The 13,215-nt window shown below is 56.1% G+C and carries 12 protein-coding genes; 3 read left to right on the forward strand and 9 right to left on the reverse strand.

The genetic code is table 11. The features are described from left to right. Positions 1-26 precede the first annotated feature (26 nt). From V6582_RS21895 to V6582_RS21930, 8 genes are read right to left on the reverse strand one after another with little or no spacing between them, the layout of a single operon-like run. Positions 27-590 (reverse strand): VUT family protein, encoded by a 564-nt coding sequence (locus V6582_RS21895; protein ID WP_156633528.1) that lies wholly within the window; start codon positions 588-590, stop codon positions 27-29. 14 nt (positions 591-604) lie between these two features. Further along, entirely contained in the window at positions 605-1,306 is a 702-nt protein-coding gene (gene queC / locus V6582_RS21900; protein WP_156633527.1) for a 7-cyano-7-deazaguanine synthase QueC, read from the reverse strand. A 13-nt stretch (positions 1,307-1,319) separates the two neighbouring features. Further along, a complete protein-coding gene (gene queD, locus V6582_RS21905) occupies positions 1,320-1,676 on the reverse strand; it encodes a 6-carboxytetrahydropterin synthase QueD (RefSeq protein WP_156633526.1) in 357 nt (118 codons plus the stop codon). Then, positions 1,673-2,305, reverse strand: coding sequence for a 7-carboxy-7-deazaguanine synthase (gene queE, locus V6582_RS21910; RefSeq protein WP_156633525.1), 633 nt, complete (start codon positions 2,303-2,305; stop codon positions 1,673-1,675). Before queE ends, queD begins: the two co-directional genes overlap by 4 nt. Continuing rightward, positions 2,302-3,420: a DGQHR domain-containing protein DpdB gene (dbpB, locus tag V6582_RS21915; protein WP_060640151.1), complete on the reverse strand. Its 1,119-nt coding sequence runs from the start codon at positions 3,418-3,420 to the stop codon at positions 2,302-2,304. The genes queE and dbpB (V6582_RS21915) overlap by 4 nt, the downstream gene beginning before the upstream one ends. After that, positions 3,338-4,705 carry a tRNA-guanine transglycosylase DpdA gene (dpdA, locus tag V6582_RS21920; RefSeq protein WP_156633524.1) on the reverse strand — a complete coding sequence of 456 codons (1,368 nt, stop codon included), beginning with the start codon at positions 4,703-4,705 and terminating at the stop codon, positions 3,338-3,340. Before dpdA ends, dbpB (V6582_RS21915) begins: the two co-directional genes overlap by 83 nt. After that, entirely contained in the window at positions 4,702-5,826 is a 1,125-nt protein-coding gene (gene dbpB / locus V6582_RS21925; RefSeq protein ID WP_156633523.1) for a DGQHR domain-containing protein DpdB, read from the reverse strand. The genes dpdA and dbpB (V6582_RS21925) overlap by 4 nt, the downstream gene beginning before the upstream one ends. Then, positions 5,823-6,737 (reverse strand): hypothetical protein, encoded by a 915-nt coding sequence (locus V6582_RS21930; protein WP_156633522.1) that lies wholly within the window; start codon positions 6,735-6,737, stop codon positions 5,823-5,825. The genes dbpB (V6582_RS21925) and V6582_RS21930 overlap by 4 nt, the downstream gene beginning before the upstream one ends. Positions 6,738-6,933: 196 nt before the next feature. Between V6582_RS21930 and V6582_RS21935 the strand changes: the two genes are divergently transcribed. From V6582_RS21935 to V6582_RS21945, 3 genes are all read left to right on the forward strand, one after another. After that, a complete protein-coding gene (locus V6582_RS21935; RefSeq protein WP_156633521.1) occupies positions 6,934-7,185 on the forward strand; it encodes a hypothetical protein in 252 nt (83 codons plus the stop codon). A 561-nt stretch (positions 7,186-7,746) separates the two neighbouring features. Continuing rightward, a complete protein-coding gene (locus V6582_RS21940; protein ID WP_156633520.1) occupies positions 7,747-9,870 on the forward strand; it encodes a hypothetical protein in 2,124 nt (707 codons plus the stop codon). 392 nt (positions 9,871-10,262) lie between these two features. Further along, positions 10,263-11,564 carry a hypothetical protein gene (locus V6582_RS21945; protein ID WP_156633519.1) on the forward strand — a complete coding sequence of 434 codons (1,302 nt, stop codon included), beginning with the start codon at positions 10,263-10,265 and terminating at the stop codon, positions 11,562-11,564. Between the two features lie 566 nt (positions 11,565-12,130). On the opposite strand, the gene V6582_RS21950 is transcribed toward V6582_RS21945, so the two are convergent. After that, the gene (locus V6582_RS21950; RefSeq protein ID WP_156633518.1) at positions 12,131-13,159 is read right to left on the reverse strand and encodes an Ldh family oxidoreductase; all 1,029 of its coding nucleotides are present in this window, start codon (positions 13,157-13,159) and stop codon (positions 12,131-12,133) included. Between the last annotated feature and the right edge of the window lie 56 nt (positions 13,160-13,215).

Raw genomic sequence — 13,215 nt, forward strand, 5'->3', positions numbered from 1 at the left:
CTGATCCTCGTATTGAGCTATTGCGATCATGCCGGAAGAAGACCCAATTTGCGCTCGCGGTTCCGGATCCACAACAGGACCGGTAGTGCGGCGACTACCATGATGAACTTCCCAATCATTTGGCCTGCAACAAAATCAAGAGATCCGAAAGCAAGCCATAGGAATATCACGCTATCGACAACCAGACCGGCAACACTGCTCGCGAACGCCGCTTTTATTAGCCCCTTCCTTTGAAGAGGAGTGAATACAAATAGGTCGACAAACTCCGAGGTCAGGAAAGCGACAGCGGAGGCAAATGCCAAGGCAGGTGCCGTAAATGTTGTCGACAGAAACGCACCAGCAATGATCGCGCCGATTGCCCAAATCAACCCAAGCCGCCGCTGGACTAAATCACGCAGCACAAGCGCGAGCCCAACCAGCAGAACCCCGCTTGGTGCCGTGATGCCGAAACCGACAGGGATGAGGCAAGGGCCTTCTGGCACGCAAACCGTGCCGACATGACCGATCATATAATTGGCGAGTGGGATGCAGGCGGCAAAGCCAACCAGAAATATCCCGCCCTCAATCCATTGCCTGTTGCGCGTCGTCATCCCGCCTCTCCTTGTCACACTTCTTCGGCGACGAATTTTTCGTAGCCTCTTGCCCGAAGATCACAGGCCGGGCATGTGCCACAGCCATAACCCCAATTATGAAACTCGCCTCGCTCGCCGAGATAGCAGGTGTGGCTATCTTTCACGACGATATCCACCAGCGCCCGGCCGCCCAAATCCTTGGCCAGTTGCCAGGTTTGGGCTTTGTCGATCCACATCAACGGTGTGTCGAGGACAAACCGCTTTTCCATTCCGATGTTGAGCGCCACCTGCAAGGCTTTGATCGTATCGTCACGGCAGTCGGGATAGCCGGAATAATCCGTCTCGCACATTCCCCCGACGATATGCTTTAGGCCGCGACGATAGGCCAGGGCGGCTGCAAAGGTCAGAAATATCAAGTTTCGGCCCGGCACGAACGTGTTTGGAAGTCCGGATTCGGACATTTCGATCTGCATGCCGCTGGTCAGCGCCGTATCCGAGATCTCACCGAGTGCGGCCAGCGATATCGTGTGATCATCGCCAAGGCGATCTGCCCATACAGGATTGAGCGCACTCATTTGAGCGCGCAACGTGTCCCGGCATTCGAGCTCGATCCGATGGCGCTGACCATAATCGAAACCAACGGTCTCCACGCGCTCGAAACGGTCGAGCGCCCAGGCAAGACAAGTCGTTGAATCTTGGCCGCCCGAAAATAGCACCAGTGCAGTCGTCGACATCGCCCGGCTCCTTTTAGTTGCCTTCAAATTCCGCCCAGCAGGATGGCGTTTCGAATACCTTCACGGAATTCAACTCGTCGATGAGCGGCTTGACCTTCTGCCAAATCCAGACAGCGATATTCTCCGCCGTCGGGTTCTCGAGGCCGTCAATATCGTTGAGTGTATGATGATCGAGGCTCTCAAGAACCGGCCCGAAGACCTTCTCCACATCAAAGAAGTCGATCACAAATCCAGTTTGTGGATCGACGACGCCTTTGAGTTGCAACTCGACCCGATAAGAATGTCCATGCATGCGATGGCATTTGTGCGTTTTGGGCACATTCGGAAGTCTGTGGGCCGCCTCGAATGTAAAAGCTTGTGTGATTTTCATGGGATCCCGATCATTTTGTGTGTCTGCAGGCTGAGCCGCCAGCGGGGGTTTTCAAGACAAAATGCCGTCACCGCCGCGATATTCTCGATCTGATCTGGCCCGTCCATCGGCTGCAGGAAATAATGCTCGAAGGCGACGTCGGGGAGATCGTCCGGTAGCAATTTCGCCTGAGGATAAACCAGTTTCAGTTCGCTCCCGGATTTGAGAGTGAATGGCGCGCCGGCCTTCGGACTGACGCAGATCCAATCGATGCCCTTTGGCGGTTCGATTGTTCCATTCGTCTCGATTGCAATCTCGAAACCGTGTTCGTGGACCGCCGCAATCAGCGCATCATCGATTTGCAGAAGCGGTTCGCCGCCGGTGAAGACGACATAGCGCCTGCTCTCAACGCTCCCCCATGTCCGGGCGATCGCCGACGCAAGCTCGCCGGCGTCGCGAAACTTACCGCCGCCTTCGCCATCTGTCCCGATGAAGTCTGTGTCGCAGAACTGGCACACCGCCTTATGCCGGTCTTCCTCGCGACCGGTCCAAAGATTGCAACCAGCAAAACGGCAAAATACCGCGGCGCGGCCAGCTTGAGCACCTTCGCCCTGGAGCGTCTTGAACAACTCCTTGACAGAATAGGTCATGATAAGCTCACCAGTTTTTGCGGAACAGTCTCGGATAAATCGGTCGCCTGGCTACGGCGGCGCTTGATGTCAGCTCGAACAATGCCAACCAAGTACTGCGCAAGCGTGACGATGTCGCGATTGACGTTCTGAACAGACTTCCAGTTCCGCTTGTCGGTTTCGCCGAAGTTCCATTCCCCCGACGTCCAGGCCGTGTTGTCGATCAGGCAGGCGAGGCCCTTGGAAAACTCATCTGACGTTCTCGCCCCGTCGAGCAACGCCAAGAGTTCCATGACATAGCCAAGCGACATGATGCCTGCGCCATGCACGAGCCGAGAGGTCTTCGGCGTATGATCGACCCATTCTTTTCGGAAAACGTATTGAACAGCGCCATAAAAGTCACTGATCAGTTTGAAGCAGAGGTCAGCGCCATCGGGCTCGCGAATGAGTTCGCGCATCACGCCGTCGCTCAATGAATTGATGATCACACGCTGGATTGCGGTATCCCTGATAATGCCGGTGGGATTGGTGTGCTGATACACCTGCCCCTTAAGCAGCGACTTTTCGTCGTAGTTCAAGCGCGCGGCGATCTCTGCGGCAACGGAGCGGTCGCCAAGGCGTCGCGGCAGGCCGGTAACGGTTGGCAGCAGTTCGTAGATCAGCGATTTCGGCAGGGGCCGAGTGTTGTTGATCAGCACGAACTGCCGACGGAGTTCTTCGTCGTCGCGGCAAATGATTGCGGACACGAAGACCTGGAAATCTTTCTCGTGAACCTGCCCGAGCGCTGTGAGGCGCTGTTGTCCGTCGACGACCATGCCGGGCGCGCCGGCGGCGATATCGATTTCGACCGTGCAGCGCCCGTCGGCGCTTTGGTCGAACACCTGGACGCTGTTGGTAAAAGCCACGACGATCGGGTTGGGCAAAATTGCTTCCGGTTTTTCTAGGTAGTCACGGATCTCACGAATATGACCGGCGATCTGTGGACGCTGAAAACCGCTCAGTGCACCTGCATCATCGCGCGCAACCCGCTCGATAACGGCAAACTTCTGGAGATCAGACGCTAGCGCTGCAAATGAAAGGACTGTGTGCGCTTCGCTCTGTCGGGCTCTGATCGCTTGGAATTTCAATGTTGTCATTTCGGCCACTATTGCTTGGGAGTTGGTCGACCAGGGCATCGTAGACGCCCAGATTGTGAATGCCGCGCCGCTTGTTGCGATTGCTCGCTCGAAAGATCACGACTTCGATCGAAAGCGCAGAACAGATAGGGCAGTTGCAACGCTTCCAAGGCCTGTCGCGAAGCGTTCGCTCGTAGCGCTCGCGGAGGTCCTTGACTGCTTTGGCGCCGGGTAACTCGTCGATCGTCGTCCCCATCACTGCAGGCGTGGTATAGGCCAGGACGCTGTCGAGCGTCTCGTCCAATTGCGCTTCGCCCTTATCGTAGGAACGCAGCGCCGCAAGCGCGGTTTTCTCCATGGAAACAAGGCGCTCCTGGTTGAGCGACCCGCGCTTTGCAAGGCGCTGCAGCTTCGGGTTCTCAAGCGCCTGAGGCACGCGAATGGCTGTGTAATATTCGAGTTTGCCGCTCTTTGTCGGAAGAAAGTAGTTCGCCTTCGCATCCTTGAATGCGCGGATCAACGGCGACGTCGTGTCAAAGCTGGTGATGTTAAAAGAGCCAAAGGTATGGATCTCATCAGCTTTTGCAAAACCGAGAATATGAAGGCGGGTAGTTTGCGGAATGGCATCTCGGATCGCGATCAGGCAGGATTTGATCTGTGCCGCCTTCAGCGGAACGGTGCCGCCGAGTGCCAGATAATCGTAGCCCATCGCGACCAGACGGCGGGCGCCCTCGGCCATGCTGCCAGGGGACCAGCCCTGGATGACGCCCATCGGAGTGAAGCGGTTTGACATATGCTGCGTGGCAGTCCGAAAAGCGGCCGCATTCTCAAGCGTGATCTCAAAGCGCCGGCGTGCTTCTTCAGTGCCGCCTTCAAACCCGGTCAGGCTCTCGTCGAAGTCGAAAATGATATGGTCGACCGAGCAGCCATGGGTGAACCGCGCATCATCGTAAAATTCAGCCGTGTCCTCCGGTGTGTAGGGAGGCTTGTCTTCCTTATGATAGGTAAACGCCCCGCAATCGCCAAAGATAGGCAGATCTTCGAATGCTGGCTTGTCGAGGCGGAGAAACTCTCGCGCACCCACCCGGCGGAAGCGCATTGACTGTGCTTCCGTATATTTTCCGCCCACTGCGGCGCCGCCGACGATGCCGCGGGAAACAAGCATGCCTTTGTACGGGGCGTATCCCATGATTTCGTGCGGGTAAGCGTCATCCCAATAAGGCGTGCGGCCCTCCGAATAGCGGTCCCGGAGAAAGTCGTAACCGGGATCGACGTGATCGAGACTGTCGGCAAAAATGAACTTCATCGTGTCGGCCTCGATAGCTTGCGGTCGAGTTGCATCAGGTGCTCGGCAAGCAGCCGATTATGCTGCGGCGTGCCCTGGATCTCATTCCACTGGAGACCAAGCCCCTCCCAAGTTCCTTCCGTCCAGGCGCAAAGGGGTGCGATCCGGTGCAACGCCTCCCTGACTTCGGCCTCCGGCGTCGCAGAGCTATCGGCACGTAGCATCACCTGATCCATCAAAGCGCCCATTGCCTTGATGCCAGCAGAATGCATCAGCCGGCTTTCGGTCGGTTGCTTTCCCCAGGCTTCTTGAAAAACCTCGCGGACGCCTGACCAATAAAGGAATAGCGCCTCGTACATGGCATCAGGATTATAGGTCTCCGCCGTAAGTTTATACTGGTTTAGCGCGCCGTGTGGGGTCTTCAGGTTATGCTTAATCGCGTCAATCAAAGCGGTATCGTTGACGACGCCTTGCTCATTACCAGTATCGGAGGCGCGACGGATCAGACGGTAAAAGGGCGATTTTTGTTGTCGATTGAGAAGGTTGCACAACTCGCTCGGGAGGCGATTGGCTGCCAGGTCCTTTGGTAACAGCGACCCCACCTCCGGGAGGAGTTCGTTGATCAGCCTGACGTCGAGGGCTTTGACCTTGTTGACCAGAATAAATTGTTCGCGATGGACCTGTACATCCTGAGAAACGAAGCCGACGACCGGAACCGGGAAGCGGCTATCCTTCGCTTTCGCGAGCGCCAAGGAGCGCTGCTGACCATCGACGATCCAAGCGGCACGTTCACCGGCCATCCTGATCGGGATGTTCAGCGTTCCCGATTGGCCGACCTCGGTCAGCCCTTTCGGCTTCGGTCCGCGAGACACGTCAAACGTGACGTCGGAAGAAAGGGCGAGCGTGATGGCATTGGGAAAAAGAACCGGGCCGCTATCGAGAAACTCCGTGATCGCGTTCACATGGCTCCGGATTTCCTTACGTTGAAAACCCTTCAGGTCCTTCTCGTCACGATGAATCCGACTGATATCGGCAATCCGCGTGAGGTCCGAACCGTGGAGAAAGAAGGCGTAAACATCGACGCCGTCCCCTTGCTGGGTTTTGACCGCACGTATTATGAGCTTGTTCTCGTCAATACTCATAGGGCTTGTTCTTTCCGGATCTCGGCCGCCAACTTTGCGAAGCGCTTTTGCTCGCAAGCGACGTTCAATTCGTCCCGCAATATCCGCAGGAGCTTGGTGGAACGGCCGCCGGCACGCGACCAATGATCACGAACGATAGATTTGAGCGCCGCGTCGGACATTCGAGTGCCAGACTTCGTGGTCGGACGTGTCCATGTTGACATCGAGGCCTCAGCCAGGGCGCGGTGAATGTCGATTGATGCGACCGGAGCATTCACCAGTATTTCTTCCGCGAAATGGCGAGTTGCACGGGAAGCAAAATCAGATTTTGTCCCCGGCAAGGAGCTGTCTGGGCCATCCAAGCGATCGTCATAGGGGAGCCGGAAGTGTTCAAGGCGCGGATCCAGATCCGGCACATCACGACCTCCGACAATTCTCAGCTTGCTGCAGAGTCCATCGGATAGAAGCGCCAGCGTCGGTGCGATCATGCGCAAATAAGGGGAGGGGAGTCCGACAACGACCACCGGGTCAGCTTGCTTGATCACGTGAAGGAGCGCTTCGCCGCCGCCTAGCGCCGCCCACCAGTCGGCTTCAGAGTATTCGCCATCGAGCTTGTTCATAACGCAGTCGGCGGCCCCCTTCGAGACCGTTAGGTTATAAGAAGGCACGTCGACGTCGCCCGGAACGAGGCCAAGGCCAGCCGAAACGATATAAAGATCAGCCTGGATGTTTTGGGCCCCTTTGACTGCCTCAGAGAAGGATCGGCCGCAATAAAGATCCTTTGCTGGGCGGGTAACCTTAACTTGACTGAGGCGATCGGCCCAAGTCTCGATCACGTCCGAAAGCTTACCCTTGGGCAGATCTCTCGCAGAGAGCAACGGGCTGTGGGAAACCCGCTTTCTCTGAGTGCAGGCGGTGAGAATTACGGTCATAATGGTTGTCTCTGTGGTCGTTACCCGGTTACTGGAGCAACCAAATCCTGAATCCAAAATAACTGCATCGCAGCATTTTGGTCAATGCAGAAACTGCAGGGCATGGTGGAAAGTCCAGAAATTACTGTAATCGCCCCAAAGGGTGGTGCGCAATTGTTTCGCCGATTGCCGATTCTTTTTCTGAGGAAGCGCGGTAGTGAAGATAGTATTCGACCCGGTCAGGAAGGCGATCACGGCTCAGTGCATATCGCTCCTACTGGACGATAGGGCCTCGGCCGCACCACTGCTGTCTTTACCTATGGAGGAATGCTCCAATTTAGGATCGGCAGTCGCGATCTCTGATGGCATGCTCGTCTATTCACGCGAGTTGGTGAAGGCCCAGACCGTGGATGAGTTTAAGCAGGCCATCAAGGGCTTGGTGAAATCTCAACGTGTGGATCCGCGGTGATCCAAACCAGAATATCTAGACGCTGCTTCGACAAGCGATGGCACACTCCAGATTTTCGTTCTGACATGACGGCGCCTGGTGCAAACTCTATCGCGCTAGGCGGCTGCACGAAGCAGCCCGATCCAGGCGCTGCGACGAGCTTTGATAGCAGGTGGTACTCTGAAAGCGGGTGATTCAGGACGAACTGTAGGCCACTATGCACTATGCACTATACGCCTTCGCGTCGTGATCCAATGCAAACACTGGACGAGGCGGAGCGTAAGCCCTTCGGAGGTCGCGTCGACCATGGAGCAAATGGCGCTTTCGCCCAATCGACGGGTTGATGTGCTTGTCGTTGCAACAAGCGCGCACGAATCCAGGCGGATGCGGTGCACTACCTTGTATTGAGACACGCTGACGTTCGCCACATATCCGTTAGGTACGAACCGTCAGTGCGACGCTAAAATCGGGAGCGCGACGGCGAGCAAGGGATAGCGCAGATATTACGCTGCAGTATCTTGACGCGCGCAGTCGCCACTGGCCAAAGATGCGGGGACAGTTTTTTGGGAATTATCGAACGACATGACACTTGATATCAGGGGAAGCATCAAGAACACCAAGCTGAGCTCGAATCCGTATGTCGTTTTCGAAGAGCTTCTTTCAAATGCGATTGACTCCTTCTTGATACGCAAAGGCGCCGAGCCGTCGGTGGCTCAGCTGAAGGTAGCCATCAAGGTTGAGTTTACACGCGGCGATCTACTCGGAGACCATGAGGGGCTTGCCATCTCATGCACAGACAACGGGTGTGGCCTTGGCGACCCCCAGCTTCGAGCTTTCCTGACCAAGGACACTTCCTACAAGGATGACTTGGACATTCCCGGCATCGCCCAGTGCAAGGGGGCGGGCCGAATCCAGTTCTTCCATCATTTCGCCCAGCTCTCGATTGACAGCAATTTCCCAAGCGACGACGCTATTGTCCGTCGGCAGATGCGGTATGCTGAACCGCAGAAGCAAATCGACTTCGGTGATTTCGCAGACAGCGTCGGCGGTGAATCCGATATCGGTACAGAGATTAGGCTTAGCGAATTCAAGGACTCCGCGCGAAGCCGAGCATTGCGCGGGGAAGCACCGAGTGCACTGTATTCCGCGCCTGCGCTGAAGAGGGAGATGCTCGTCGCATTTCTTCAGCGCTTGGTGGGACTTCAAACCCGCCTTGGCGAATTCGAGATAGTTTTCACCTCAAAGCGCTGGGACAAAGAAGAGGTGGAGACCGAGTACCTGCGTCGAACCAATTTGCCCGAGGTCACGGCGCAGCGATCTGTGCTGGTCGAGGAGCGGGACCCGCTAACCGGCAACGGGCTCACCACGTTTCAAACGTTCGACCTTTCGCACTACCAGCTCGATCCGAGTCAGTATGACCTTCCCAAGAACGCGATCGCACTATGCGCGAAGTCATCTCCGGTCAGAGACATCACGGCCCATTATCTTCGCACCCGAGCCGAGCAGAATAATCCGGTAAGCGGTTTCCATCACATTGTGCTTGTGGAGAGCCCGTTTCTTGACGATCGTGTCAACGAGCAGCGAGACGACTTCGAGAACATCCCTGACGAGATTCCGTCAGACATGTTTTCTTCCGATCGCATATCATATGCCGACATCCATGCAGCAATCGATCCAATAATCGAAGAAATGGTTGTCCCAGCAGACTGGAATAAGGAGGAGGTGCTTAACGAAATCAGTGAGCAGTTCGGCTTGAACGAGGCGATGCTCGCCGACACTACGACCCGGATTCGATACGGAGAGCCAGCTAAAGCGGTCGTCGAACGCGTCCTAAAAAAGTATCAAGAGCGTGTAATCGAGGAGACGGCAGAGATTTTCTCGCTAAAGGAAGAGATATTAAAGGCCGAGCCGGATTCAGAGGAGTTCAGAACCAAGGTTCATGAGCTATCTTGGAAGTATACCGCCTCGCTCAAGAATTTTGATATGGCTAACCTGTCGCAGCTGATCGTTCGCCGGACAGCGATCGTGGAAATTCTGAGCCTCGCCTGCAAGAAGGAACTGTTGGTTCAGGCGGTGGTGAAAGGTGAACGGCGCAAAGATGAACGCATCATCCATAGCATTTTCTTCCCGATGCAGAAGGACAGTGCTGGTGTGTCTGATCACGATATCTGGTTACTTAGCGAGGAGTATCACTACTACGATTACATCTCATCGGACATGCCGCTGGCCAATATCACCTGGAATGGGGGCGAGAAAGTCTTCGACGAGGACATCGATGTGAGCTTCCAAGAGATTCTCGCCAAGCGCACCGACGACAACAGCAAGAAGCGCCCGGATATTGCACTGTTCAGTCAGGAGGGGTCGGCGATTATCGTTGAATTCAAGGCGCCCGGCGTCGCGATGGATGACCACATCGGTGATCTAACTGAATACGCACATCTGCTCGCGGCGAAGTCTGGCGGCAAACTGAAGCGGTTCTACTGCTACTTGATCGGTGATACGTTGAACCCACTGCGGATGGGGCCGGGCTGGACCCAGTTTCCGGTCGGTCAAGGCTGGTTCCAATCCGGCGAGTTGCGTGACCCCGTGTCGCGACAACAACTCGGCGAGACGTATTCGGAGATTTTGTTCTTTGATGATGTGGTGGATCGCGCGCGAAAGCGGATCGTCGTGTACAAAGACAAGCTGAACATAAATTTTAGTTAGGCCTGCTGGAAACAGAAGGGCATTTGCCGCAGTCAGAACTTCACCGCTCGACGATGAACCGAACTGTCACAAGTTGGGCGGTAGGTGACTGACTAACGAGACGGAAACTGCTTCGAGTTCAATCGGGGCAGCGGTCTGTGTTTGAGCTTGATCTGCTGTCGTCGGCATGATTGGCCAGTCCATGTTGAAAGTCGGGCTTTTCCGACTTGGATATTATCGCAGCTGTCTGGGTTCGACAGCTGGTCAAGGGAATGCCGCAGATCGGCGACCGGATACTGGAGCAATGGCAGTTGGATGGATTTGGCCAGGCCCAAGTCAAGCTGCAAGAAAATTGGGCTCGCGGCTGATATTGCCCAGCACGACGTGCGCTCGCAATGGAGTAAGGATTGGGAATGAAGGTATTTTGGTCCTGGCAGAGCGACCGTGATCAGACGCTCCACCACTATTTTGTTCGCGATTCCCTGAAGGATGCATGCAAGCTGATCGCAAGCGATCCCGACTATCAGGAATCAGAACGGCCGGAAGTCGACCATGATATGAAAAATGTGCCCGGTACAGAGGACATTGCGTCGACCATTCTCTCCAAGATCGCGTCAGCGAATGTCTTTGTCGCGGACATGACACCAGTTGGCATCACAGACCCGGCTGCCCTGCAGCCTAGTGTCGTCCCCGATAAGCGACCCGAGCCCAAATATCTTCAGAACCCGAATGTCATGTCGGAACTCGGCTACGCCGAGCGCGCGATCACAAAAGGACGCATAGTTCTTGTCGCCAACGCGGCTCACTATCCTGGGCCAGAAGCGCTCCCCTTCGACTGGCGTCATCGCAGTGGCGCCAAAACATACACGCTGGCCGATGGGGCGACAAAAGCTGAGATCAAGGCCGAGCGACAGCGGTTTGCCGACGTCCTCAAGGCACATATTCAGCCAATCCTTGCAGCCCAGGTGCCAGCACAAGCAGCGCTCTCCGCAATCGTTTGGCAACCAGCGAGCGAGACGGATCCGGCGATCTGGGTAGGCGCTGAAGAAAGCCTTCAGTATCGCAACACATCGATGAGCGAGCCGCAGCGTCAGGTCAAATTAAACGCCGGCCGACGGATTTTCGCCAGGATCGCGCCGACGCAATGGACGCCTCCGCCGAGGAGCGATCTTGAATCCAGAATCTCAAAAGTGGGCCTTCACATCCGCAGCACCGACGGAGACTGGGGCCTTAGTCGCGAAGGCGCACTCTCGGTATGGGGACGCATAGGGTCGCAGCGCAACGATATGGATGTCTGGAACGCGACGCAGTGGTTTCAGGCAACAGGCGAGCTTTGGGCCGTCAATTGCAACAGTTTTACCGAGCATGAAGGACTGACATACTTTTCGTCTGCCATACCATTTGGGCAAATTGATGAGTTTCTGCGTAACGGTATCGCTGCGATCCGCGAGATGGGTGGTAAGGGACCGATCGGCATCAAGCTTGGTGCAACCGACCTCACTCAAACCATCCTCCCTGGAATCTATAGGTCTGAACAATTCGAGGATGTTGCCAGCGCGGCGGCGGTCGAGTACGAGGCAGAGGACTGGACACCCACCACGCGCCGGGAATTCCTCCTTCGCTTCTGGAATGAACTGCACGACGCCTACGGCCGACCGCCGCAGTCGATGGAGCAGTTCGAACAAGACGCCAGAATGCGGCCTATGGAAGAATGACAACTCCAACGGCATTGAGTGTCATCGAGCTTCGGCACGGAAGAGGCACTCGCGGCCCTTGGCAATCGTGCGATGCTTCTTGTTTGCGAAACTGGTATTTATCGTCAGGCTCCTACGCTGCGGTACGAAAGAGTCCGCTACGGTCGCCGGTAGGAAGAGTACGGTCGCCGGTAGGAAGAGATTTTAATAGGGCATGGAGCGGTTGTGGTGATCGCAAGTGAAGATGGTTGCATGTCCCCGCAACCATCTTTACTTGCTCGGGCAGCAAGTAAAGATTAGATCCTGCCCCCGCAACCAATCCCCCGCTATACCAACCCTGCTATAACATCAAAGCCCCCAACGGGGCTTTTTGGCGTTCGAAAATCTCACAAAAACGCCTCTGGAAGTCATGCTCGTGGAACACTTCACGCGCAGTGCCGCTCGCAAACCAATAGCATGAAAGCCGTGCCGCATATGATGAGTAGCGCAGCAGGCCAATTCCAGGCGCCTTTCGCTAAACTGCAAGGGAACGGGCTGCTCGCACATATGTCCAATGAGCGGATGACGATAGCGGATGGCGGCGTAACTTAAGTCAAATGGGCTGCACCAAATCCGGGATGCTTCACAAACTCACAAATTGTTTCATAGACTGATCGTCGCATCCTCAATCGCGCCGATGGTATGTGTCCAGGCTTGGATCCGCTGGTGCCGGGTATGAAGACGCCGGCGTTTGCCAGGCGGTCCGTTTGCTTGCGGGCGCGGGCAATACGGTTGTCTTCGGGTGTGCCTGGCATCATGGCGAGGATCGTCAGGCCCACGGCGGGGCGGGCGCTTCCGGAGCGGAAATCCGGTGTGTCTAGCGACCACGATCCGCCAGAAAGGCCGGCGGAAAGCATCTCAACAAGCAGGGCGATGTTTGCGCCCTTGCGACCACCGAAAGGAAGCAGCGCGCCCTCCAGCGCCTTTTTAGGATTGTCAGTATCGACGCCGCTGTCGTCCACCGCCCAGCCTATGGGAATGGGTTTTCCTTCGGCGGCTGCGGCGACGATGTTGACATAGGCTGTCGCGCTGGAAGCCTGATCTATAATCAAAGGCAACGATCCGTCGCCGAGTGGAAAGCCGAATGCCATCGGATTTGTGCTGTAGACGGCGGGGCCGCCGGGCTTTGATACGACCATGGCGTTGGCGTTCGTCACAGCAAACCCGACAAGTCCGTCTGCTGCGAGGCGGCGCACATAATAGCCGAGTTCGCCGGTCGTATAGCTGTTTGTCTGAGTGAAGATAGCGATGCCGAAACTGCGTGCCGCTTCGACAAGCTCTTTAAAGAAAAGATCGAATCCAAGTTGCGCAATGCCGCCATCGGCGTCGGAGGTGAGCATGGCAGGCAAGGGGTGCGTCAGCCTCGGTGCGGGCGTATTATTGATGCGCCCGTCGCGGTAGCTGTTAAGGTAATCCACCATATGTGGAAAGCCAAGCGTTGGCGGGCCGAAACACGCAGCCGACATTGTCGCATCGACGAGGGAGCGGGCGCTTGCCGGGTCCGCGCCAGCACCGAGGCAGGCCCTGAGCGCCAGATCCTCCGCGTCTTGATGGTCCAGTTCGATCTCGTCTGTCATGTCAGATGCTCAATCCTGCTTTTCCGCCTCCCGTTATTCTCCACCACTGCCACGCC

This window comes from Agrobacterium vitis, from assembly GCF_037039395.1.
Taxonomy (GTDB): Bacteria; Pseudomonadota; Alphaproteobacteria; order Rhizobiales; family Rhizobiaceae; genus Allorhizobium; species Allorhizobium vitis_E.